General features: G+C 70.8%; 20 protein-coding genes and 1 pseudogene. 13 read left to right on the top strand and 8 right to left on the bottom strand.

Translation table 11 applies throughout. The features are described 5' to 3' along the window. Nucleotides 1-35 precede the first annotated feature (35 nt). The 7 genes from ACIBEI_RS48795 to ACIBEI_RS48765 all read right to left on the bottom strand — a co-directional run bounded on the left by ACIBEI_RS48795 (nt 36) and on the right by ACIBEI_RS48765 (nt 7,657). On the bottom strand, nt 36-773 hold the full coding sequence (locus ACIBEI_RS48795) for an FAD:protein FMN transferase (RefSeq protein WP_398897924.1): 738 nt from the start codon (nt 771-773) through the stop codon (nt 36-38). A gap of 79 nt (nt 774-852) precedes the next feature. Continuing rightward, nucleotides 853-1,680: an FMN-binding protein gene (locus tag ACIBEI_RS48790; RefSeq protein WP_398897914.1), complete on the bottom strand. Its 828-nt coding sequence runs from the start codon at nt 1,678-1,680 to the stop codon at nt 853-855. 19 nt (nt 1,681-1,699) lie between these two features. Continuing rightward, nucleotides 1,700-3,028, bottom strand: a complete 1,329-nt coding sequence (locus ACIBEI_RS48785) for a ferric reductase-like transmembrane domain-containing protein (protein ID WP_398897923.1) — start codon at nt 3,026-3,028, stop codon at nt 1,700-1,702. A 217-nt stretch (nt 3,029-3,245) separates the two neighbouring features. Beyond that, nucleotides 3,246-3,971: a L,D-transpeptidase gene (locus ACIBEI_RS48780; protein WP_398897912.1), complete on the bottom strand. Its 726-nt coding sequence runs from the start codon at nt 3,969-3,971 to the stop codon at nt 3,246-3,248. Nucleotides 3,972-4,128: 157 nt separating this feature from the next. Next, a complete protein-coding gene (locus ACIBEI_RS48775) occupies nt 4,129-5,760 on the bottom strand; it encodes a heme peroxidase family protein (RefSeq protein ID WP_398897910.1) in 1,632 nt (543 codons plus the stop codon). A gap of 246 nt (nt 5,761-6,006) precedes the next feature. Next, entirely contained in the window at nt 6,007-6,594 is a 588-nt protein-coding gene (locus ACIBEI_RS48770) for a pyridoxamine 5'-phosphate oxidase family protein (RefSeq protein WP_398897909.1), read from the bottom strand. A 217-nt stretch (nt 6,595-6,811) separates the two neighbouring features. Beyond that, nucleotides 6,812-7,657, bottom strand: coding sequence for a hypothetical protein (locus tag ACIBEI_RS48765; RefSeq protein WP_359717158.1), 846 nt, complete (start codon nt 7,655-7,657; stop codon nt 6,812-6,814). Nucleotides 7,658-7,846: 189 nt separating this feature from the next. On the opposite strand from ACIBEI_RS48765, the gene ACIBEI_RS48760 reads away from it, so the two are divergent. The 12 genes from ACIBEI_RS48760 (at nt 7,847) to ACIBEI_RS48705 (ending at nt 20,849) form a co-directional block, all read left to right on the top strand. Then, a complete protein-coding gene (locus ACIBEI_RS48760) occupies nt 7,847-9,040 on the top strand; it encodes an argininosuccinate synthase (protein ID WP_398897907.1) in 1,194 nt (397 codons plus the stop codon). A gap of 116 nt (nt 9,041-9,156) precedes the next feature. Beyond that, complete coding sequence (argH, locus tag ACIBEI_RS48755) at nt 9,157-10,590, top strand: argininosuccinate lyase (protein ID WP_398897906.1); 1,434 nt, start codon at nt 9,157-9,159, stop codon at nt 10,588-10,590. A gap of 208 nt (nt 10,591-10,798) precedes the next feature. Beyond that, entirely contained in the window at nt 10,799-11,770 is a 972-nt protein-coding gene (locus ACIBEI_RS48750; RefSeq protein WP_398897905.1) for an aldo/keto reductase, read from the top strand. 105 nt (nt 11,771-11,875) lie between these two features. Continuing rightward, nucleotides 11,876-12,427 (top strand): TetR/AcrR family transcriptional regulator, encoded by a 552-nt coding sequence (locus ACIBEI_RS48745; protein WP_398897904.1) that lies wholly within the window; start codon nt 11,876-11,878, stop codon nt 12,425-12,427. Beyond that, nucleotides 12,424-13,953, top strand: coding sequence for an MFS transporter (locus ACIBEI_RS48740; RefSeq protein WP_398897902.1), 1,530 nt, complete (start codon nt 12,424-12,426; stop codon nt 13,951-13,953). The genes ACIBEI_RS48745 and ACIBEI_RS48740 overlap by 4 nt, the downstream gene beginning before the upstream one ends. A 209-nt stretch (nt 13,954-14,162) precedes the next feature. Beyond that, nucleotides 14,163-14,426: a hypothetical protein gene (locus ACIBEI_RS48735; RefSeq protein WP_398897900.1), complete on the top strand. Its 264-nt coding sequence runs from the start codon at nt 14,163-14,165 to the stop codon at nt 14,424-14,426. Next, entirely contained in the window at nt 14,423-15,493 is a 1,071-nt protein-coding gene (locus ACIBEI_RS48730; protein ID WP_398897899.1) for an AAA family ATPase, read from the top strand. Before ACIBEI_RS48735 ends, ACIBEI_RS48730 begins: the two co-directional genes overlap by 4 nt. Further along, nucleotides 15,490-16,413: a DUF58 domain-containing protein gene (locus ACIBEI_RS48725; protein WP_398897897.1), complete on the top strand. Its 924-nt coding sequence runs from the start codon at nt 15,490-15,492 to the stop codon at nt 16,411-16,413. The genes ACIBEI_RS48730 and ACIBEI_RS48725 overlap by 4 nt, the downstream gene beginning before the upstream one ends. Before the next feature lie 81 nt (nt 16,414-16,494). Next, nucleotides 16,495-17,445 carry a VWA domain-containing protein gene (locus ACIBEI_RS48720; protein WP_398897895.1) on the top strand — a complete coding sequence of 317 codons (951 nt, stop codon included), beginning with the start codon at nt 16,495-16,497 and terminating at the stop codon, nt 17,443-17,445. Nucleotides 17,446-18,133: 688 nt separating this feature from the next. Further along, a complete protein-coding gene (locus ACIBEI_RS48715; protein ID WP_398897894.1) occupies nt 18,134-18,841 on the top strand; it encodes a S1C family serine protease in 708 nt (235 codons plus the stop codon). 113 nt (nt 18,842-18,954) lie between these two features. Beyond that, a complete protein-coding gene (locus ACIBEI_RS48710; protein WP_055616520.1) occupies nt 18,955-19,623 on the top strand; it encodes a response regulator transcription factor in 669 nt (222 codons plus the stop codon). Continuing rightward, nucleotides 19,620-20,849, top strand: a complete 1,230-nt coding sequence (locus tag ACIBEI_RS48705; protein ID WP_398897893.1) for a sensor histidine kinase — start codon at nt 19,620-19,622, stop codon at nt 20,847-20,849. Before ACIBEI_RS48710 ends, ACIBEI_RS48705 begins: the two co-directional genes overlap by 4 nt. Nucleotides 20,850-21,079: 230 nt before the next feature. Here the strand turns inward: ACIBEI_RS48705 and ACIBEI_RS48700 are convergent, their stop codons facing one another. After that, nucleotides 21,080-21,754, bottom strand: a complete 675-nt coding sequence (locus ACIBEI_RS48700) for a 1-acyl-sn-glycerol-3-phosphate acyltransferase (protein WP_055616518.1) — start codon at nt 21,752-21,754, stop codon at nt 21,080-21,082. Nucleotides 21,755-22,234: 480 nt separating this feature from the next. Between ACIBEI_RS48700 and ACIBEI_RS48695 the strand changes: the two are divergent. After that, nucleotides 22,235-22,753: pseudogene (locus ACIBEI_RS48695) on the top strand (glycerophosphodiester phosphodiesterase family protein); the annotation flags it as partial. Nucleotides 22,754-22,820 lie beyond the last annotated feature (67 nt).

Raw genomic sequence — 22,820 nt, 5'->3', positions numbered from 1 at the left:
ACCCCCCGGCCGCGCGCCTGAAGGGTGGCGCCCGCTCAGCCCAGCCGATTGGCCAAGCCCCCCGTGCATCTGACCTCGTCGCCCGCCGTGATCAGTAAGGCCTCGACGTCCGGCAGGGACTCCAGCCAGGTCAGGGCCTGGCGGGAGCCCATGGCGAAGGCGGCTGTGGCCCAGGCGTCGGCCCAGGTGATGCGGGGGCCGACGACGGTCACGGCGACCAGGTCGGTGACCGCGGAGCGGCCGGTGCGCGGGTCCACGATGTGGGTGCCGCGTTCGGCGGAGCCGGAGGTGGCGACGGCCAGTTCGTCGACGCCGGCCGCGGAGACGACCGCGGCCAGACCGCCGGGCCGCAGCGGGTCGGAGACGCCGACCCGCCAGGGCCGGTGAGGCCCTGGCACGCCGTACATCTGCACGTCGCCGCCACCGTTCACACTGACGCCGCTCGCGCCGGCCGCGACGAGATGCCGGGCCACGCGCTCGACGGCCCAGCCCTTCACCATGCCGGTCGGGTCGATGAGACCCGCGTATCTCGTACTGAACCAGCCGTCGCTCAACCGCTCTGCCTCGGCGCACAGTTCGAGCACCTCGGCGACCTCGGGGTCGCAACCGTCGACGGTCAGTTCGCCGCGCGCCAGCCGGGAGATCTGGCTGTCCTCGCGGTAGGTGCTGAACACCTCGTCCACCGCGTGGAGTTGGGCCACGGCCTCCGCCAACGCGGCCTGTACGGCCCCGGGTTCACCACCCCGTACGTCGAAGGAGAAGACCGTGCCCATCACCTCCTCCGCGTGACGCACCGCGACGGGCGCCTCAGCGGGTTCAGCGGGATCGGCCAGTTCGGCCGGCTCGGTCGGTTCAGCCACCGGCCTGGTCCAGGGCCGACTGCAGGGACTCCTTGTAGCCGCCGCTGGTGTACGTGGCACCGGACACGGCGTCGATGTCGGCGCTGCCCGCCGCGACCGCGGCCTGGTTGAGCTTGGGCACCGCGTCACCGCTGATCTGGCTGCTGCGGCCACCGCTGGGCGACTGCACCGCCTCGGCCTTGGTGATCTTCCCGCCGCTGACGGTGATCCGGACCTGCACGGGGCCGTAGTCGGTCTCGACGGCCGTGCCCGTGAGGGTCTTCGCCTGGGCGGCACCTCCGCCCGTGGAGCCACCTGTGGACCCACCCGTGGATCCGCCGGTGGACCCGCTCGCGTCGGCCGAGCCGCCGCCGGTCGCCGAGGACGAGCCGGCCTTGTCGAGGGCCGACTGCAGGGACTTCTTGTAGCCGCCGCTCGTGTATGTGGCACCCGAGACCGCGTCGATGTCGGCGCTGCCCGTCTGGATCGCCGCCTGGTTGAGCTTGGGCACCGAGTTGGTGCTGACCTCGGTGCTGCGACCGCCGCTGGGTGCCTCGATGGCGGCGGCCGAGGTGATCTTCCCGCCGCTCATCGTGATGCGGACCTGGACGTTGCCGTACTCGGTCTTGACGACGTCACCGGTGAGGGTCTGGTCACCTCCGCCCGCGGCCTGTACGCCTCCGGAGCCCTGGGGTGCGACCGACTGCTGGCCTTGTGGCGTGCCCTCGGCCGACGCGGCCGCCGGGTCCGAGGAGGGCTTCAGCGTCAGCAGCAGCACGATCCCGGACACCGTGGCGGCACCGGCCAGCACGATTCGTCGCAGGGGGTGGCTCTTCTTCATCGGTGCGGACTCCCGTTCGTCACAGCTCGAAGGACTCGTGGTGGATGCGGCGGGCCGGCACGCCCGCGCCGCGCAGTGCGGTGTACGCGCCCTCGGCGAAGCCGGGAGGCCCGCACAGGAACACGTCGTGCTCGTCGATGTCGGGCAGCTTCCGGCGCAGCGTGTCCGGAGTGATGTCCGGGCGCTCACCGTCGGGACTATTCACCGCGTACATCAGGCGGGCGCCGCGCTCGTCGGCGATCGCCGACAGCTCGTCCCACAGCGCCAGGTCCTGCGTGCTGTTGGCCCGGTACAGCAGGGTGAGGTCGCCGCGCTCGGCGGGCAGCGTCTCGAACAGCGCCCGCATCGGGGTGATCCCCACTCCGCCGGCCATCAGCAGCACCTTGCCGCGGCTGCGCCGGGACGCGGTCATCGCGCCGTACGGGCCCTCGGCCCACACCCGCGTGCCCCGCTTCAGCCCCTTCAGCGCGGTGCTGTGGTCGCCGAGCGCCTTGACCGTGATCCTGAGCAGACCGGGCCTGGGCGCCGCCGACAGCGAGTACGGGTGCGAGCTGAGCCGCATGCCCGGTGCCAGGAACCGCCAGCGGAAGAACTGCCCTGGCTCGGCACCGATGCGGTGCAGCCGCTTCCCGCTGATCAGCACGGAGACGATGCCGGGCGCCTCCTCGACGACCTCCTCGACCCGCATCCGGTGCCGCAGGTTCAGCCGGACCGGCGTGATCACCCGGTACCAGATCACCAGCGCGGTCACGGTCCCGTACAGCGCGTACCAGGCCGTCGTGGCGGCCGGCTCGACCGCGAAGTCGTTGCCGGTGGACAGCTGGTGCCAGAACGACAGGTACACGGCCACGTACGTGAGCAGGTGGATGTGGTACCAGGTGTCGTACGGGATCCGCTTGCGCAGTCCGCCGACGGAGATCAGGCCGATGAACAGCAGCACACCCGTGCCGATGGCCGCCTTGCCCATGTCGGGCAGGGTCTTGACCGACTCGACGGTCTGCTCGACGACCCCCGTGTTCGCCTGGAGGGCGTAGCCGTACATCGTCAGACCGATGTGGGCGAGCGTGAGGCAGAGCATGTAACGGCCGCTCATGGCGTGCCAGCGGGCGACCCGGTCGGAGCCGACCCGGCGTTCCAGCGCCGGTACCCGGGCCATCTGCAGGACCACGAGGGCCATCAGATACCCGGCCAGCAGACCGGTGATCCGGCCCGCGTTCAGGATCCGGCCCTTGTCGTCCGCGATGGACGGGGTGTTGCTCCACCACAGCCAGATCACACCCGCCGCACCCGCCCACACGGCGATCAGCAACGGGATGGCGGGGGAGCGACGTGGGCGAATGCGGCGCATCGTCTGGCGCCGCGCCGCGCGGCCGCCGGCGATCGTGCTCACGGTTCCTCCGTGGGGGACGCTGGGAAGGGGAGTGGCCCCTTGGCCCAGTGGTACGTCCCGGGACGGCGGAGTGTTCAACGGCCCGCGGAGCAAGCCGTGAACTGCTGCGACTCGCGGTAACCCGAGGTGGCGCGGGTCTCCTCGGCGGAAGGCCGCACGAAGTCGGAGGCAGCGGTCAGTAGCGGACGATCGAGGTGGGCCCGCCGTCCGTCCCGATGGCGATGTGCGGACTGCGCGCCGGATCGGCCCAGGTCAGGATGCGTCGCATCGCGTCGTGGGACACGGAGACACAACCGGCCGTCGCTCCGCTTCCGTTGACGTGCAGGAAGATCCCCGCCCCGCGCCCCCGCACCGGCCGCTCGTAGTTGAAGCCGACGACGAGCGCGTACGCGTACTGCGTCCCGTACGTGATCAGGTGCTCGGACTCGGCGGCACGGCAGTCGGCCGGGCGTGGCTCGGTCCAGCGGTTGTAGGAGCGGGAGGCGGTGTCCTGGCACCACCAGGAGTTCTGCTTCACCGGGCGGTACTTCGCCCTGGTCCCCTCGGGTGCCGGCTTGATACCGAAGGCGTACGGCAGGTCGTACAGGCCGGTGGGGGTGGTGTCGGTGCCCTGCTTGCGGGAGTTGCCCTCGACGAGCCCCTTGGCGCCGAAGCGCGCGGGCACGGAACCGGCCTTCACCCAGTGCCCGTCCCGCCGGTTCCACCAGGTGACCGTGCCGGTCGTCGAGGACGTCCGGGAGGCCTGCGCGGTGATGAGCTGACTGCCGCCGCCCGTGTCCGCCATCCGCTCGGGCAGCGGCGCCCGGCCGGCGGCGTCACCGGCCGCACCGGGGGCACTTGGGGCACTCGGGGCCAGTACGAACAGGGACACGGACGCGAGAAGGGCGGCTCCTGGGCGCATGCTCAGACGCTACTGGGAGGCAGGGGCAGCGGCAGCCCGGGTGGGCCGTCCGGGCGCCGACCGCAGGTGTGTTCCCCGGTGTCGGCGCCGGTGTTCCCGTGGCTTCCGGGCGGCCCGCCGGGGCGCCCGGAAACCACGGTGCCCACAGGGTCCGGGCTCACGGACCCAGCGGGTTGAGCAGTTCGGCCCTGCCCTCGAACGCGTACAGCAGGAGGTCGGTCATGTCGAACTTCCCGTCGGCCTTCCGCTGCGGGTCGGGCGTGAGGAACGGACGCCAGAAGGGGTCACGCACGATGGAGTGGCGACTGCCTTCGATGGCGCGGTGGAAGACCTCGGCGACGATGCGTCCGCCGACGTCGGTCAGTTTGCCGCCGCCGTTCACCTCGGCCTCGCGGAGGATGTAGAACCACAGCGGGCAGTCCTTGACGAGCTTCTTCCTGAGCGGGTCCGAGAGCTGGGCTCCGTCACGGTTGTCGAAGTCGGAGGCGAGCAACGGCTTCACCTTGAGCCGTGAGGCCATCTGCTGACCCGTGGCGAGACTCACCATGTTGGCCCGGGTGAGGTTCCGGAACGCCAGGTTCAACTCGATGGCGTCGCCGGGCCCCTGCGGGCGTGCGCCGAACGAGCCGAGCGGCAGCTTCGCCAGCGGGTCGACCAGCAGAGTGTCGATGCGCTTGGTGAGGTTGAACTCCGCGGCGGTCACGGCCAGGTCGGCGCGACCGCCCTTGGGGAAGTCGAACAGGCGCCGGAAGTCGGCGATCCAGTTGGTGGGAAGGCGCTCGAAACTGCCCGACTCGGGGTCGTTGATGTCGCCGCCCGGGGAGAGGTTGCCGCTCGTGCCGGTGAAGCGGAACAGCAGCTCGAGCGTGGCCTCGGTGAGGCCCCCCGTGCGGAAGATCCGGTTCCACTCGTATTCGTCGCGCACCATGCTGTGGCCGAGGCGGTAGGCGGCCACGGAGAACTCGATCGGCATCGTCGGGCGGTCCTGGTCCCCCGGCGAGGGCTCGAAGTGCTTGCGCCCCTTGGAGAAGACCTCGTCGATGACGCTCCCGTCGACGATCTGCGGGAGGAAGTCGTGGACGAGCATCCACTGGTAGTGCTTGACGACCGCCTCGCGCGCCGACTCGAAGAGCACCGCGCTGGACACGCCCTTGTCGGCCAGCTCGGTCACGAACCGGTTGTGGAAGCGGATGAACGCGCTGTGGATCTGGGCGACGGCGAGGTTCTCGTCGTTGCGCGGATCCGGGATCAGCGGCCGGCGTCGCTCGGACGGCAGCGAACCCGCTCCGACGCGCGGCAGGTCGAACCCGGCCAGCGGGTCCTTGGTGATGTCGGTGGCGCCGGGGATGCCCTGGGTCGTGCCGGACTTCAGCCGGATCCCGTCGTCCTCGTAGAAGCGGCGGTCGAAGCGGTTGTCCGGTCCGAGGCCGTAGAGGCTGTCGAGGTCCAGCGCCGGTGACCTGCCCTGGAGCAGCTGCTGGACGGTGACGTTCTCCTCCAGTTGCACCGCCGTGGCGTCCAGGGTCATGTCGTGGTCCACGAACTGGCCGAGGTAGGTGAAGCCCGCCGGTACCCCGGGGTTGGAGTTGGGCTGGCCGCCCGGGCCGGGCGGGTCCGTGGTCATCTTCTGGGCGAGTTCCGCGCGCTGGGCCCGGTCGAGCAGCTGGTCGGGCTTCGCCTTCGGTCCTAACCGGGAGAACTGGAACTTGCGCAGCGCCGCGACGCTCGACGCCGCCTGCGCTTCGGCCGGTTTGTCGGTTCCGGGGTCGGCGAGGATTCCCTCACCCACGACGAAGAACGAGTTCCGGACATGACGTTTGCTCTGAGGTTCGCTTGCGGCTCGGAACATGGATCCCCCATCCGTTCCTGGTGTTCCGCCCGGTGGGCGGTTTTTGCCGAGCGTAGGGGCTGCGCACGGCGGAAGGGAGAATTCCGTCAAAAGGCACAACTGTCATGTCCACCATGAAGATCGGCAAAACGTCCATACTCCGACATCGCGCACTGGCGTGGTGCGAGGTTCTCGGGTGGTGCGGGCTCAGGCCGGGGTGGGAGGCAGCGGCAGGGGCAGCCCGGGCAGACCGTCCATGCTTGTCGCGATGTGCTCCTTCTTTCCGAAGTACGCGTCGAGTGAGGCGTCGTCCTCGCGCGCGAAGCGCTTGGCGTGCAGATCGCGGTCCTCGTCGTACGACATGTTGGGGACCGCGTAGCCGCAGGTGTCCCGGACGAGTTCGGCCGTCACCACGATGATCGCGCGCAGGCCGTGCGGGGTCGGGTCGATGCCCGGGAAGTGCGTGAGGAGTTCCTTGAAGCGCGGGTCGTCGCGGAAGACCGGTTCGCCCCGGCCGTGTACGCGGACGATGTTCGGCGGGCCCTGGAAGGCGCACCACATCAGGGTGATCCGGCCGTTCTCGCGGAGGTGGGCGATCGTCTCGGCGTTGCTGCCGGCGAAGTCCAGGTAGGCGACGGTGAGTTCGTCGAGGACCGCGAAGGAACCGGTGAGGCCCTTGGGCGAGAGGTTGACCGTGCCGTCGCCCGACAGGGGCGCGGTCGCGGTGAAGAAGAGGGGCTGCGCCTCGATGAACGTACGCAGGCGGCCGTCTATGCGCTCGTGAGTCTTTCCCATGTCTAACGATTATGGGCGCAATTCCTTCGACTGTCTAAGGAATTGCGCCCATCCGCGTGTGGGGGGTGTGGGGGAGCGGTGCGAGGGATCCGGGTGGCGCCCGGTGATCCCCGGGGCCCGCGGGCCTGGTGGCCTACGGACCCCGGGGTCGCCCCGGCCGGCGTGCGGGGCGCCCGTGGGGGGACGTCGGTGATTCGGTGGTTGCTTGTGCCGGTGGTTACTTGTTGAGCGTGCAGGCGGCGAGGGAGTCGAGGCCCGTGGGCTTGGCGGCGGTGCGGCCGATGGCGGTGGCGATGCGGTTGATGGTCGCTACGCGCTTGTCCTTGAGGGGGCCGATGATCGCGTTCTGGGCGAAGTTGGGGCCGCCCTGGCCGACGGTGTCGACGAGGCGCTTGTTGGCTTCGGCGATCTGGGTGTCGAGGAGGGCGAGGTTGCGGTCGACCTCGGCCTTGGCGGAGGCGGGGATCGCGGGGAGGCTCGGCGCGACGGCGGGGCAGCTCACGGTGCCGGCCGCGTTCGTGTTGCCGGTGTTCCCCGTGTTCCCGGTGTTGCCGCCCGCCTGCTGGGTGGGGGACGCGCTCGGCGACGCCGCGGCACCGCCTCCTGCCGCCCCGCCCGCGTTCAGCGTGCAGGGGGCGAGGGAGTCGAGGCCCGTGGGCTTGGCGGCGGTGCGGCCGATGGCGGTGGCGATGCGGTTGATGGTCGCTACGCGCTTGTCCTTGAGCGGGCCGATGATCGCGTTCTGGGCGAAGTTGGGGCCGCCCTGGCCGACGGTGTCGACGAGGCGCTTGTTGGCCTCGGCGATCTGGGTGTCGAGCAGAGCCAGGTTGCGGTCGACCTCGGCCTTGGCGGAGGCGGGGATCGCGGGGAGGCTCGGCGCGACCGCGGGGCAGCTGACCGTGCCGGGGGACGCCTTCGTTCTGGCGGCCTGGCTGTTGGTGCTCTTGGACGTTTCCCCGGCCAAGGCCGATCCGGCGATGACCGCTCCGGACAACGCCACCGCGGCCACGCCGCCGATGATGGCCACACGGCGCTTGTTGTACTTCGGAAGAGCCCTGGACATGCGAGTGCCTCACTTGGGTCAGGAGTGGGTTTACAAACGCGGCGCCGGCGTTCGGACTGGAGTACGGGAAAGCGGTTTCCAGTGTTCAAGTGACGCCGAAATTACTTTCCGGCACACCCCGAGATTGACGAATCATGCAGAGCACTGCATACTCATGCATGTCAGTGAGTGCATTGTGAGGAGAAGCCCGTGACCGAGCGCGTCGTACTCGCCTACTCAGGCGGTCTGGACACCTCCGTCGCCATCGGCTGGATCGCCGAGGAGACGGGCGCCGAGGTCATCTCTGTCGCGGTCGACGTCGGCCAGGGCGGCGAGGACCTGGACGTCATCCGCAAGCGCGCCCTCGCGTGCGGCGCCGTCGAGGCCGAGGTCGCGGACGCGAAGGACGAGTTCGCCGAGGAGTACTGCCTCCCGGCGCTCAAGGCCAACGCCCTCTACATGGACCGCTACCCGCTGGTCTCCGCCCTCTCCCGGCCGACGATCGTCAAGCACCTCGTCGCCGCCGCCCACAAGCACGGCGCGGGCATCGTCGCGCACGGCTGCACCGGCAAGGGCAACGACCAGGTGCGGTTCGAGGCCGGCATCCAGGCCCTCGGCCCGGACCTCAAGTGCATCGCCCCGGTCCGCGACTACGCGATGACCAGGGACAAGGCGATCGCCTTCTGCGAGGAGAAGGGCCTGCCGATCGCCACCACCAAGAAGTCGCCGTACTCCATCGACCAGAACGTCTTCGGACGTGCCGTCGAGACGGGCTTCCTGGAGGACATCTGGAACGCGCCGATCGAGGACGTCTACGAGTACACGCAGAACCCGGCGCTCCCGCGCGAGCCCGACGAGGTGGTCGTCACCTTCAAGGCGGGCGTCCCGGTCGCCATCGACGGCAAGCCCGTCAGCGTCCTCCAGGCCATCCAGCAGCTCAACACCCGCGCGGGCGCCCAGGGCATCGGCCGGATCGACATGGTCGAGGACCGGCTCGTGGGCATCAAGTCCCGCGAGGTGTACGAGGCTCCCGGCGCGATCGCGCTGATCACGGCCCACCAGGAGCTGGAGAACGTCACCGTCGAGCGTGAACTCGCCCGCTACAAGCGGCAGGTCGAGCAGCGCTGGGGCGAGCTGGTCTACGACGGTCTGTGGTTCTCCCCGCTCAAGCGGGCCCTGGACGGGTTCATCAACGAGGCCAACCAGCATGTCTCCGGGGACATCCGGATGACCCTGCACGGGGGCCGTGCCGTCGTCACCGGGCGGAGGTCCGAGGAGTCGCTGTACGACTTCAACCTCGCGACGTACGACTTGGGCGATACGTTCGACCAGTCCAAGGCGCAGGGGTTCATCGACATCTTCGCGCTGTCTTCGAAGATCGCGGCGAAGAGGGACCTCGCGTAGGCGTTTCGGGGAGTCCGGTGCGTAACCACGTGCGGGTTGTGGTGGGCTGGTCACGCAGTTCCCCGCGCCCCTATGGGGCGCGTCTCGCCAATCAACAGTTCTGAGGAGTACAGCAAGTGAGCAGCAACAGCGGTGATGTACGGCTCTGGGGTGGGCGGTTCGCCGATGGGCCCGCCGAGGCTCTGGCCAAGCTGTCCGCGTCCGTCCACTTCGACTGGCGGCTGGCGCCGTACGACATCGCCGGATCGCGTGCCCACGCGCGCGTGCTGCACAAGGCGAACCTCCTCACCGACGACGAGCTGGAGCGCATGCTCGCGGGGCTCGACCGGCTGGAGACCGTCGTCGCGGACGGCTCCTTCGTCGGAACCATCGCCGACGAGGACGTGCACACCGCCCTGGAGCGAGGCCTCCTGGAGCAGCTCGGCCCGGACCTCGGCGGCAAGCTGCGCGCCGGCCGCTCGCGCAACGACCAGGTCGCCACGCTCTTCCGGATGTACCTGCGCGATCACGCCCGGATCATCGGCGGCCTGATCGCCGACCTCCAGGACGCGCTGATCGGGCTCGCCGAGGCGCACCCGGACGTCGCGATGCCGGGCCGTACGCATCTGCAGCACGCCCAGCCCGTGCTGTTCGCCCACCATGTGCTGGCCCACGTCCAGTCCCTGTCCCGGGACGCCGAACGTCTGCGGCAGTGGGACGAGCGGACGGCCGTGTCGCCGTACGGCTCGGGCGCCCTGGCCGGTTCCTCGCTCGGCCTGGACCCGGAGTCGGTCGCCAAGGACCTCGGGTTCGAGCACGGCAGTGTCGGCAACTCCATCGACGGCACGGCCTCGCGCGACTTCGTCGCCGAGTTCGCCTTCATCACCGCGATGATCGGGGTGAACCTCTCCCGGATCGCCGAGGAGGTCATCATCTGGAACACGAAGGAGTTCTCCTTCGTCACCCTCCACGACGCCTTCTCCACCGGCTCGTCGATCATGCCGCAGAAGAAGAACCCGGACATCGCGGAGCTGGCGCGCGGCAAGAGCGGCCGTCTGATCGGCAACCTCACCGGTCTCATGGCGACGCTGAAGGCCCTGCCCCTCGCGTACAACCGCGACCTCCAGGAGGACAAGGAGCCGGTCTTCGACTCCTGCGACCAGCTGGAGGTCCTGCTGCCCGCCTTCACCGGGATGATGGCGACCCTCACCGTCCATCGCGAGCGCATGGAGGAGCTGGCCCCGGCCGGGTTCTCGCTCGCCACCGACATCGCCGAGTGGCTCGTCAAGCAGGGCGTGCCGTTCCGTGTCGCGCACGAGGTCGCGGGGGAGTGCGTGAAGGCCGCGGAGGCCGACGGCATCGAACTCGACGGCCTCACCGACGAGCAGTTCGCGAAGATCTCCGCCCACCTCACGCCCGAGGTCCGGTCGGTCCTGAACGTCCCGGGCGCCCTGGCCTCCCGCAACGGCCGTGGAGGCACGGCCCCGAGCGCGGTCGCGATCCAGCTGACAGAGGTGAAGGCGAACGTGGCGGCCCAGCACGAGTGGGCGACGGCCAAAGACAAGCGGTAGGGGGAGCGCCCCTTCAGTAGGGGGGCGCCCCTTCAGGGGCGCGGGGCTGTGACATTTGCGGCTCCGCCGCGGGGCGCGACCAGCCACAACGCAGCCCGCACCCGCCCAGGCGCCGAACGAACCGAGTTCCCCGGCGCCCTTCGCCAAAGGTCATCGCGGGTTACGTTGGTCGGACAGCCGTACTGGAGCCGACCGAACGGAGCCCGCGATGCCCTTCGCCCGACTGGCCACAGCAACGACCCCCACCTGCCACATCGGACTGGGCCTCGCCGCAGTCGGCCGCCCCGGCTACATCAACCTCGGCCGGGACCACGACCTCGGCGAAGACCGCAGCGTCGACACGCTCCGCACCCGCACGCACGAACTCCTCGACGCCGCCTACGCCCAGGGCGTGCGCTACTTCGACGCCGCCCGCTCGTACGGCCGTTCGGAGGAGTTCCTCGCCGGCTGGCTGAACACACGGTCCGACATCGGGGACGTCGTCGTCGGCAGCAAGTGGGGCTACACCTATACGGCCGACTGGCGCACCGACGCCGAGGCCCACGAGATCAAGGACCACAGCCTCGCCACGTACGAGAGGCAGCGTGCCGAGAGCGCGGAACTGCTCGGTGACCGGCTCGACCTCTACCAGATCCACTCGGTGACCCCGGACAGCCCGGCCCTCACCGACAAGGAACTGCACGCCAAGCTGGCGGAGGCGGCCGCGCAGGGCCTGACCGTCGGCTTCTCCACCAGCGGCCCGGCCCAGGCCGACGCGATCCGCACCGCGCTCGCCGTGACGGTCGACGGCGAGCCGCTGTTCCGTACCGTCCAGGCCACCTACAACGTCCTGGAGACGTCCGCGGGCCCCGCGCTCGCCGAGGCGCACGACGCCGGGCTCACCGTGATCGTCAAGGAGGGCATGGCCAACGGCCGGCTCGCCGACCCGCACGCACCGGACGCCGTACGCGCCATCGCCGAAGAGGCCGGCCTTGGCTCCGACGCGGTCGCCCTGGCGCTCGTCCTGCGGCAGCCCTGGGCGGGCGTCGTCCTCTCCGGCGCGGCCACGGCCGTCCAGCTCTCCTCGAACCTGCACGCCGCCGTGGTCGACCTCGACGACGAGCAGCAGTCCCGGCTCGACGCGCTGGTCGAGGAGCCGGTGGCGTACTGGGAGCGGCGCGGGCAGCTGCCCTGGCACTGAGCCGTCACAGGCAGACCCACGGTGGACTCACGGTGGACCCACTGGTGGTGAGCGTCGCACGCTTCGGGTGAGACATTGGTGTCTCATATGGTTTATGGTTGTCTCATGGCCATCGACCGTGACCACGTGCTGCGCAGCGCAGCCGCCCTGCTCACCCGGAAATCCACCGCCACCATGGACGAGGTCGCCAAGGCGGCCGGGATCAGCCGGGCCACGCTGCACCGCCAGTTCGCCGGGCGCGACGCCCTCGTACGCGCGTTGGAGGATCTCGGCATCCGCGAGTGCGAGGCGGCGCTGGACGCGGCACGGCTCGACGAGGACACCGCCCGGGAGGCCGTACGCCGTCTGGTGGCGGAGGTCGAGAGCGCCGCCGGGCTGCTCGCCTTCCTCTACTCCGAGAACCAGCTGTTCGAGGGCGAGGAACGGCACGAGGGCTGGGCCCGGCTCGACGCACGCATCGCCGCGGTGTTCCGGCGCGGCCAGGAGAGCGGCGAGTTCCGCATCGACCTCACCCCGGCCTGGCTCACCGAGGCCCTCTACGGGCTCATCGCCTCCGGGGCCTGGGCCGTGACCGAGGGCCGGGTGGCCGCCAACGACTTCCACCACATGATCGTCGAGCTGCTGCTCGGCGGCGCACTACGGAGAGAGGAATCATGACCAGCACGGTGCGGCCGGCGTTCGCGGCGGAGACGGAGAAGCGTCCGGGCCGCTGGCTCGCGCTCGCCGTCCTCGTCCTCGCCGTGCTGCTGGTGGCCGTCGACGCGACCGTCCTCGGCCTCGCGACCCCCTACATCAGCGAGGACCTCAAGCCCTCCGGTACGCAGCTGTTGTGGATCGGGGACGTCTACTCGTTCGTCATCGCGGGCCTGCTCGTCTCGATGGGCAGCCTCGGTGACCGCATCGGGCGCAAGAAGCTGCTGCTCATCGGCTCGGTCGCGTTCGGTCTCATATCCGTGCTCAACGCCTATGCGAGCACACCCGAGTTGATGATCGTGGCGCGGGCACTGCTCGGTGTCGCTGGCGCGACCCTGATGCCCGCCACCCTGGCGCTCATCCGCAACCTCTTCCACGACCCGCGCGAACGCAGCCTCGCCATCGGCATCTGGGGCGCCACCGCCTCGGCCGGCACGGCGGTCGGTCCGGTCGTCGGCGGCTTCCTCCTCGAACACTTCTGGTGGGGCTCCGTCTTCCTGATCAATCTCCCCGTGATGGCGGTCCTCGTCCTCGTCGGCGTGAAGCTGCTCCCCGAGTCCCGCAATCCCGAGCCCGGCCCCTGGGACCTGATGAGCGTCGTGCTGTCGCTCGTCGGCATGGTCGGCATCGTGTACGGGATCAAGGAGGCCGCCTCGCACGGCCCGAACGCCACGGCGGGAGCCGCGGCCCTGCTCGGCGCGGCCGCGCTCTACGGATTCGTACGCCGCCAACTCGCCCTCCCCATCCCGCTGTTGGACATGCGGCTGTTCCGCAACCGCGGCTTCTCCGGGGCCGTGCTCGCCGATCTGCTGACCATCCTCGGCCTGTCCGGGCTGGTCTTCTTCCTCTCGCAGTACCTCCAACTCGTGCAGGGGAGGGGGCCGTTGGAGGCGGGCCTGGCCGAACTGCCCGCCGCGCTGGGCGCGGTGGCGGCCGGCCTGGTCGCGGGTACGGTGGCACGCCGCTACTCGGTGCGGGCCGTCACCGCCGGCGGTCTCGCCGCGATCGGGCTCGCCCTGGGCGCGCTGACCTTGCTCACCGAATCGACCGGGTATCCGCTTCTCGGCGGTGCCCTGCTGGTCGTCGGCGTGGGCGCGGGCTTCTCCTTCACCGTGACCGCCGACGTCATCCTCTCCAGCGTCCCCAAGGAACAGGCGGGCGCCGCGTCCGCGGTCTCCGAGACGGCGTACGAACTCGGCGCGGCCCTCGGCATCGCCCTGCTCGGCTCCATCGTCACCGGCGTCTACGCCGGGTTCACGGCCCCACCGGGCACACCCCCCGAGGTGGCCGCCGCGGCCCACGAGTCCCTCGGCGGCGCCGTGGAGGCGTCGACGGCCCTGCCCAACGCCGAGCCCCTCCTTACCGCCGCCCGCACAGCTTTCGTCGACGGCATCGCGCTCGCGGCGGGCCTGGGCGCGGCGGTACTGCTGGCGGCGTCGGTGGCGGCATGGATACTCCTGAGAGGACAGAAGCTGGGAAGCGGGGAGTAGGGGGGCGCGCCCCTTCAGGGGCGCGGGGCTGCGACATTGTGCGGCTCCGCCGCGTGGGCGCCACAAGCCACAACGCACCCGCAGCCAACAAACACCCCCCGCCCCCAAACCCGCAGGCAGCGTCCCCCTTTAAGCCCGTTTTCGCCCTCACCTGATGGTCTTGGCCCCGTACCGGACGTCGTCCCACACGGCCGAAGGAGCCACCGACCATGACCCGTCATATCCGTAACCGAAAGATCCTCGTCGTCTCCGCGCTGGCCACCGCGGCCCTGGCGGCCGGCGGCGTCGCCCTCGCCGCGGACGGCGACGAGGCCCCCCGCGAAACGGTCCGCTTCGTCGTCGAGGAAGGCACGGCCGAGGACGGAGCGGCCGACAACGGAACCCGCACCTGGACCCGCGAGGACTGCCCCGACAAGGACGGCACCGGCGGCACCCCCTCCGCGGATCCGAGCAACCCCGCGGCAGCACTGTGACCACCGCCGACCCACACGGTGACGCCACCGACGGGAAGCTCCTCGAAGAGGCGCTCTTCGAGGTCAAGCGGGTGATCGTGGGCCAGGACCGCATGGTGGAGCGGATGTTCACCGCGGTCCTGGCCCGGGGCCACTGCCTGCTCCAGGGTGTCCCGGGCGTCGCCAAGACGCTCGCCGCGAAGACCCTCGCCCAGGTGGCCGGCGGACGGTTCGCCCGGCTGCAGTTCACGCCCGACCTCGTCCCGTCCGACATCACCGGCACCCGGATCTACCGCCCGTCCCAGGAGACGTTCAGCGTCGAACCCGGCCCGGTCGTCGCCAACTTCGTCCTCGCAGACGAGATCAACCGAGCCCCCGCCAAGGTGCAGTCAGCGCTCCTCGAAGTGATGGGCGAGCACCAGGTGTCCATCGGCGGCACCACCATCCCCGTCCCCCAGCCGTTCCTCGTCCTCGCCACCCAGAACCCCATCGAGTCCGAGGGCGTCTACCAACTCCCCGAAGCCCAGCGCGACCGCTTCCTGCTCAAGGTCGAGGTCGCCGTCCCCAGCGAGTCCGAGGAACTCGCGATCCTCTACCGCATGAGCGTCGACCCGCCCCGGGCGCGCCCCGTCCTCACCCCCGAGCGGCTCATCGCGCTCCAGCGCACCGCCGACGAGGTGTTCGTGCACCACGCGGTCGCCGAGTACGCCGTACGACTGGTCGTCTCGACCCGTGAACTCGCGGGCCCCGGCAGCCGGTTGGCGCACGGCGCCGGCCCGCGCGCCACGCTGGGCCTGGTCGCCGCCGCCCGCGCGCTCGCCCTGCTGCGCGGCCGTGGCTACGTTCTTCCCGAGGATGTGCACGACCTGGCCCACGAGGTCGTCGCCCACCGGCTAGTGCTGTCCTTCGACGCACTCGCCGACGGCATCTCCGGCGCCGAGATCGTCGACGAGGTACTGGCCGCCGTTGAGCAGCCGCGCATCACCCCGCGCCAGGCCGCCACCCGCTCCGAAGGACGGGCAGAGGGACGGGCAGAGGGACGTGCAGAGGGCCGGACCGAGGGGGGAACGGAGGGCGAAGCGGCATGAGCGGCACCCCGACCCTCAGCGAACTCACCCCCGAACAGGCCCTGAAACACCTGGAGTTGCTCTTCACTCGTCGCCCCGACGGCCTCCTCCAGGGCGACCACCCCGGTCTCGTACCGGGACCGGGCACCGAGGTGTCCGAGACCCGGCCGTACGTCATCGGCGACGACGTACGCCGGATGGACTGGAACGCCACCGCACGCACCACCGTCCCGCACGTCCGGCTCACCCTCGCCGACCGTGAACTGACCACCTGGATCGTGCTCGACGCGTCCGCGAGCATGGACTTCGGCACGGCAAGGATGGAGAAACGCGACCTGGCTGTCGGCGCGGCGGCGGCCGTCGCCTTCCTCACCGAACGGGCCGGGAACCGGCTCGGCGCGCAGATCACCGGACCGGCCGGCATCCAGCGGATCCCGCCCCGCACTGGGCGCCACCACCTCCTCACGATCCTGCGGGCCGCCCTGGACCGGCCCCGGGTGGCGGCGGGTGCGGCCCAGGACGCCCGGCACTCCCTGGCCGACGCCCTGCGTTCGCTGCGCACACTCCCCGGCAGCGGCCTGGTCGCCGTCGTCTCCGACTTCCTGGAGACCGGCTGGGAGCAACCCCTTCGAACGATCGCCCACCGCCACCAGATCCTGGCCGTCGAGACCGTCGACCCCCGTGAACTGGAGCTGCCCGCAGTGGGGTTGCTCAACGTCGTCGATCCCGAGACGGGCGTCAGGCGCGAAATCCCGACCCACTCACGGAAGTTGCGTGAACGGTACGCCGAAGCGGCCCTGGAACAGCGGGCGTTGATCAAGGCGTCCATCCGCCGGGCGGGCGCGGCCCACCTCCGGCTGCGTACGGACCGCGACTGGGTCCGAGACGTCGTACGCCATGTCGAGGAGCAGCGACGCCGGTCGGGAGGCGGTGCCGCGTGAACACGCCCGTCGCCCCCATGTCCGTACTCCCGTCCATAGGCCCGGATCCCCTGGAGGGGCCATGAGTCCGCTGGAGGTGCCGTGAGTCTTCACTCGCCCGGCTGGCTGCTGCTCCTGGTGCCGCTCGCCCTGCTGATCGGCGCCTATCTCCTGGTGCAGCGCAGACGCGGCCGGTACGCGGTCCGGTTCACCAACCTGGAACTGCTGGACAAGGTCGCGCCCCGGCGGCCCGGCTGGCGCCGCCATGTCCCCGCGGCCGCCTTCTGCGGCACGCTCGCGCTGCTCGTCGTGGGCTTCGCCCGGCCGACCACGGAGGTGCAGGTGCCGCGTGAGCGAGCCACGATCGTGGTGGCGTTCGACGTGTCGGCGTCCATGGAGGCCACCGACGTCGAGCCGACCCGCTTCGCGGCCGCCCAGCGCGCCGCGCTCGCCTTCGTCGACCGGCTGCCCGAGCGCTTCAACGCGGGGCTCGTACCGTTCAGCGGCTCCGCCACGGTCGCGGTCCCGCCGACCACCGACCGCGGCGCCCTGCGCTCGGCCATCGAACGGCTCACCACCGGCGAGGGCACCGCGATCGGGGAGGCCGTCGTGGCCGCCCGTGACGCCGTCCGCATGCTCGACCGGGAGGCCGAGACCAAGCCGCCGCCCGCGCACATCGTGCTGCTGTCCGACGGCTCCAACACCACGGGCCGGTCCGTCGAGTCCGCGGCCCGGGAGGCGGCCGGCGACAAAATCCCGGTCTCGACCATCGCGTACGGCACGGAAAGCGGGACCATTGACCTGCCGTCCGGCGACACGGTGAGCGTCCCGGTCGACGGCCCCGCCCTGCGGGAGCTCGCCTCCAGCACCGGCGGCGACTTCCACGAGGCCGCGACGGGCGAAGAACTCCAGGAGGTGTACGAGGACATCGGCAGCTCGGTGGGGCACCGCACCGAGGAACGCGAGATCTGGCAGTGGTTCGTCGCCGCCGGTCTCCTCACGGCCCTCGCCACCGCGGCCACCTCACTGCTCTGGTTCTCCCGACTCCCCTGATCCGCAACCCCGCCGGCTCCCGGCGCCACGCTCAAGGCTTCCGGCATCCGGCTTCCGGCACCACCGGGTTCCGCGCCCCGGCCCCTCGGGTCCAGGGTTCCGCGACCAAGGAGGAACGACCGTGTCGTACGACCGATTCCAGGGCCACCCGGGCTCACCGAGCCACCCGGGCCCACCGCGTCACCCGGGCCCACCGAGCCACCCGGGACCGCCGAGCCACCCGGTCCCACCGAGTCACCCGGGACCGCCGCGCGACGCGGGCCTCCCTGAACAGCCGGTTCTTCCGGACCAGCCCGTTCTTCCCGACCGGCCGGGTCTTCCGGGCGGCACGGGCCTCCCCGGCCGCGCGGGGCCTCCGGCGCACCCCAGCCCGACCCGCCCGCTGGGCCCGTCGCGTCCCACCGGGCCACCCCGTCCGCCCGGCCCGCTGGGCCCCAACGGCCCCAGGGCGGAGGGACTTCGGGCCGAGGAAGAGCCCAGCGACCCGTACCGGAGCGGGCGCCGGCCCCACACCCCCTACCCGGGCCTCGGCGAGCCCCGCGGACCTTCCTTCCTGCCCGGTCGGCCTCCCTCGGGATTCGGCCCGGCCGCACCACCGGAGACGACGTACCCAAGCCCGTACACGACCCCGGCCCCGCACCCCTCTCCGGCCCCTCCTCCCAGGTCTCCCCGCAAGGTCAGCCCCCTCTTGGCCGCGGTCCTCGCCGCCGTCCTCGCGGGCGGTGCCGCGGGGTACGCGGCCGGGGCCGTCGGCGACGAGGAGCCCGCCGCGTCGGCGGCCGGGCAGGAGGACGTCACGGGGCTCGAAGCGGTCGCCGCGCGTGTGCTGCCGAGTGTCGTGTCGATCGAGACGGCGGAGGGACAGGGCTCCGGGTTCGTGTTCGACGAGCGCGGCCGGATCCTCACCAACGCGCATGTGGTGGCGGGGAGTTCGGAGGTGTCGATCGAGCTCCAGGACGGGCGCAGGCTCCGTGCGGACGTACTCGGCGACGACCCCGCCAACGACGTGGCCGTCCTGGAACCGGAGACCGCCCGCGGGCTACGCGCCGCAGACCTGGCCGCCGGTGCTCGGGCGAAGCCAGGCGTGGGCGACACCGTCCTCGCCATCGGGTCCCCGCTCGGCCTCAGCGGCACCGTCACCTCGGGCATCGTCAGCGCGCTCGACCGGTCCGTGCGGCTCGGCGAGGGCGGTGAGCGGCGGCGGGCCCTGCAGACCGACGCGTCGATCAATCCGGGGAACTCCGGCGGTCCGCTCGTCGACGCGGACGGCCGTGTGATCGGCATCAACACGGCCATCGCCACGTTGGACCAGCAGCGGGGCGGTTCGATAGGGATCGGGTTCGCCATTCCGATGGCGGACGCGCGTGCCGCCGCGCGGGCGATCATCGACGGATGAGCGGGTCGTGGGACGGTTCGACTGAAGCTGCGGGTTCGTCGTGGCTTGTCGCGCAGTTCCCCGCGCCCCCGACGGGGCATTGCACATACAGCGGCTAGAGGCGGGTGGGGCAGATGAGACTACTGGTCGTCGAGGACGAGGAAGATCTCGTCGTCGCTCTCAAGGTCGGGCTGGTACGGGCCGGTTACGCGGTGGACATCGCGCCCGACGTCGACACGGCCACGGAGAAGCTGGCCGTCAACGACTACGACCTCGTGCTGCTGGACCTCAACCTGCCCGATGGCGACGGCTTCTCGGTCTGCCGTGCCGTACGGGCCACTCCCGGCGGTCCCCGCATCCTGATGCTCACCGCCCGCGACCGTCTCGCCGACCGCGTCCGGGGCCTCGACGAGGGCGCCGACGACTACCTGGTGAAACCGTTCGCGCTGCCCGAACTCCTGGCCCGGATAAGGGCGTTGCTGCGCCGCGAGGACGGCGGGACCGCGGTCGTCGAGGTCGGCGAACTCCGCCTGGACACCGCCCGGTTCGAGGCCTTCCGGGGCGCACGCCCGCTCCAGCTCACACCCAAGGAGTTCGGAGTCCTGCACTACCTGATGACCCGCCCCGGACGTGTCGTACCGGCCGAGGAACTCCTCGAACACGTCTGGGACGAATACGCCGACCCGTTCACCAACACCGTGCGGGTCACGGTCGGTTCTCTGCGCCGGAAGATCACCGGAGAAGAGGAACCGCTCATCGAGACGGTGATCAGGCAGGGGTACCGCCTCAAGGAGACCCGATGATCGGCGCGCTGCGGATCGCGAGGGCGAGGCTCCGCCTCCCGGCGTTCACCCACACCATCCGCTTCCGCCTCACCGTCCTCTACTCCGGCCTGCTCTTCGTCCTCACCGCACTCGTCCTCGGCGCGACATATCTCGCCGTCGAGCGCAGCGGCGAGGCGCACCCCGTCAGCAAGCAGTTCTCGGCGTCGAAGTACGTGAACGACGAGTACGTCGGCGAGATCCCGGTGGTGAAGGTCCAAGAGGTCGAGGCCGCCGTCAACTACGAGACCCTCGCGAACCTGCGCCGCTTCTCCTTCGCCGTACTCGGCGGACTCGCCGTCACCAGCCTCGCCATCGGCTGGATCCTCTCCGGCCGCGCCCTGCGTCCCGTACGCTCCATCTCCCGTACGGCCGCCGAGATCCAGGCCACCGACCTCTCGCAGCGCATCCGCCTCGACGGACCCAAGGACGAGCTCCGCGACCTCGCCGACACCGTCGACTCCATGCTCGACCGCCTCGACGAGGCCTTCCGCGCCCAGCGCCAGCTCATCGACGATGCCTCCCACGAACTGCGCAGCCCGCTCGCGATCATCCGGGCCAACCTGGACGCGGTGCTGACGGCGGAGGAGTCCGAGGAGGCGGAGCGCAGGGCGGCCGTCCGAAGTGTGGACCGCGCGACGACCCGTATGACCCGTCTGGTCGAGGACCTGCTGGCCACCGCCCGCCGCACGGCACCCGCCCTCGCGGACGCGGACGTCGACCTGGCGGCGGCCGCGGCCGAGGCCTGCGAGGAGTTCGCGCCGCTCGCCGCCGAGCGCGGGCTCGTACTGCACCGGCGTCTCACCACGGGCCTGACGGTCATCGGCGACCACGACGCGCTGCGCAGGGCAGTCGGCAACCTGCTCTCCAACGCCGTACGACTCTCGCCGCCGGGCACCGCAATCACGGTCGCAGCGGGCCGGATGGACGGCTGGCTCTGGGCATCGGTCCAGGACGAGGGCCCCGGCATCCTCGACGACGACCAGACCCGAGTCTTCGACCGCTTCTGGCGCGCCAAGGGCAACGGCGGCGGCCACGACCGTCACGCGGGCCTGGGCCTCGCGATCGTCCGCCAGATAGTCGAGTCCCACGGCGGCCAGATCCGCCTCTTCTCAACCCTCGGCAAGGGCTCGACCTTCGTCCTCTGGTTCCCGTCCCCAGGAGCCGACCACACAAACGCGGCCCCACCGGACGAACAACCTCACTGAAGCCATCGCCGCCCGCGGACCCCTTCTCAAGGCCGCGGGTCCAGCGCCCCTTCAGGACCGCGACGGGGCCGCGCCCGATGGCCTGCGTCGGGGCAAGCGCCCTATAGGGGCGCGGGGAACTGCGCGACAAGCCACAACGAACCCGCAGCGCCCCACAACCCGGGCCCCCCACCCCAGCGCCCCACAACCCAGGCCCCTCACCCCGGAGCCCCCAAAAAAAACCAGCGGAGCTAAGCCGCTTCCTTGGCCTTCGTGGCGTACATGTCCACATACTCCTGCCCCGACAACCGCATGACCTCAGCCATCACCGAGTCGGTCACGGCCCGCAGCACGTACCGGTCCCGGTCCATCCCCTCGTACCGAGAGAACTCCATCGCCTCACCGAACCGAACAGTCACGCGGCCGGGCCGCGGAAACCCCGCACCGCCCGGCTGGATCTTGTCCGTGCCGATGATGGCGAACGGCACGACGGGCGCGCCGGTCATCATCGCCAGGCGGGCGATGCCCGTGCGGCCGCGGTAGAGCCGGCCGTCGGGGGAGCGGGTGCCCTCGGGGTAGATGCTGAAGACCTTGCCCTCTTCCAGCACGCGCCGGCCGGTCATCAGCGCCGCGACACCGCCGCGCCCGCCGTCACGGTCGACCGGGATCATGCCGCAGCCCGTGAAGAACCAGGCCATGAGCCGGCCCTTGATGCCCTTCCCGGTGACGTACTCGTCCTTGCCGATGAAGAAGACCTGCCGGTCGCAGAAGAGCGGCATGATCATCGAGTCGATGAACGTGAGGTGGTTGCCGGCCAGGATGACCGGGCCCGTGCCCGGGATGCGCTCCGCACCCTCCACCCGTGGGCGGAACATCAGGCGCATGATCGGTCCGAGCACTGCCTTGATGAGCGCGAAGCGGGACAACGTGCCCTCCGGTGTCAAGGGATCGGTATAAGTCTGTGCAGGTGAGGACGATACTCGCGGCCCCCCGGGTCTTGCACATCGGGTTCACCGAGTGGATACGCACTGTTGACCCTTGTTTACCTGCGGTGGCGCCCCGTCGCACGGCCGTCATCCGTACGACACGGTGTGACGAAGTCCGCACCTGTTAGGCCTTTTGGGAGGTCGGGTACCCACCCCGGCCACCTCCACCCACCCGGCGGGTCCGGCGTTTGATGACAAGTCAGTGCGGGACAAGTCAGTGCGGGACAAGTAGGTCGAGGGCGAGTCGGTCGAGGGAAAGTCGGTCCGCGCCGACCCCCGCCGGTCCCCGGCCAACTCACGCACCCCACACGACATCCAGCGTCACCCGCGTGTTCCGTCCAAGGTCTCCCCTCCGTCACCCCCGCGCACCTACGATCGTCCCGCTTTGACAGGTGCAGCGCAGTATGCGGAGGAGCGCACATGGGGACGCAGGAGTCGAACGAGGGACTGAACGGGACCGGCCCGGGACGGCGTGCGCTGCTCGGGGCCGCGGTCCTCGGCGCCGGCGGAGCGGTCCTCGGAGTGCCGGCCACGGCGAGAGCCGACGAGAAGCAGGGCGGCGCCGGCTACAGGAGCCTGCCGAAGCCGACGATCATCGGGCACCGCGGGGCCAGCGGCTACCGGCCGGAGCACACGCTCGGCTCGTACCAGCTGGCCCTCGACATGGGCGCGCACGTCATCGAGGCGGGCGACCTGGTGCCCACCAAGGACGGCCACCTCGTCTGCCGTCACGAGCCGGAGATCGGCGGTACGACGGACGTCTCCGCGCACCCCGAGTTCGCGAGCCGCAAGACGACCAAGCTCCTCGACGGGGTGTCCACCACCGGCTGGTTCACCGAGGACTTCACGCTCGCCGAGCTGAAGACGCTGCGCGCCAAGGAGCGCATCCCGGCCAACCGTCCGCACAACACCCTCTCTGCGCCACGAGGCGCAGTGCCGTATAGCCCGCGCAGCGGGCAGAGATTGGAGGAATGTCTCTGGATCTGATGGCTTACCCAAGATCCGA

Source organism: Streptomyces sp. NPDC050988 (assembly GCF_044456225.1).
Taxonomy (GTDB): Bacteria; Actinomycetota; Actinomycetes; order Streptomycetales; family Streptomycetaceae; genus Streptomyces.
This window is presented reverse-complemented; position numbering and strand designations above follow the sequence as displayed.

Excerpts from the sequence above, each read along its gene's own strand:
- ACIBEI_RS48790 (WP_398897914.1), bottom strand. The coding sequence starts at position 1,680 with ATGAAGAAGAGCCACCCCCTGCGACGAATCGTGCTGGCCGGTGCCGCC.
- ACIBEI_RS48740 (WP_398897902.1), top strand. The coding sequence starts at position 12,424 with ATGACCAGCACGGTGCGGCCGGCGTTCGCGGCGGAGACGGAGAAGCGT.
- ACIBEI_RS48705 (WP_398897893.1), top strand. The coding sequence starts at position 19,620 with ATGATCGGCGCGCTGCGGATCGCGAGGGCGAGGCTCCGCCTCCCGGCG.
- ACIBEI_RS48765 (WP_359717158.1), bottom strand. The coding sequence starts at position 7,657 with ATGTCCAGGGCTCTTCCGAAGTACAACAAGCGCCGTGTGGCCATCATC.
- ACIBEI_RS48750 (WP_398897905.1), top strand. The coding sequence starts at position 10,799 with ATGCCCTTCGCCCGACTGGCCACAGCAACGACCCCCACCTGCCACATC.
- ACIBEI_RS48710 (WP_055616520.1), top strand. The coding sequence starts at position 18,955 with ATGAGACTACTGGTCGTCGAGGACGAGGAAGATCTCGTCGTCGCTCTC.
- ACIBEI_RS48735 (WP_398897900.1), top strand. The coding sequence starts at position 14,163 with ATGACCCGTCATATCCGTAACCGAAAGATCCTCGTCGTCTCCGCGCTG.
- ACIBEI_RS48785 (WP_398897923.1), bottom strand. The coding sequence starts at position 3,028 with ATGCGCCGCATTCGCCCACGTCGCTCCCCCGCCATCCCGTTGCTGATC.
- ACIBEI_RS48725 (WP_398897897.1), top strand. The coding sequence starts at position 15,490 with ATGAGCGGCACCCCGACCCTCAGCGAACTCACCCCCGAACAGGCCCTG.
- ACIBEI_RS48780 (WP_398897912.1), bottom strand. The coding sequence starts at position 3,971 with ATGCGCCCAGGAGCCGCCCTTCTCGCGTCCGTGTCCCTGTTCGTACTG.
- ACIBEI_RS48795 (WP_398897924.1), bottom strand. The coding sequence starts at position 773 with ATGGGCACGGTCTTCTCCTTCGACGTACGGGGTGGTGAACCCGGGGCC.
- ACIBEI_RS48745 (WP_398897904.1), top strand. The coding sequence starts at position 11,876 with ATGGCCATCGACCGTGACCACGTGCTGCGCAGCGCAGCCGCCCTGCTC.
- ACIBEI_RS48770 (WP_398897909.1), bottom strand. The coding sequence starts at position 6,594 with ATGGGAAAGACTCACGAGCGCATAGACGGCCGCCTGCGTACGTTCATC.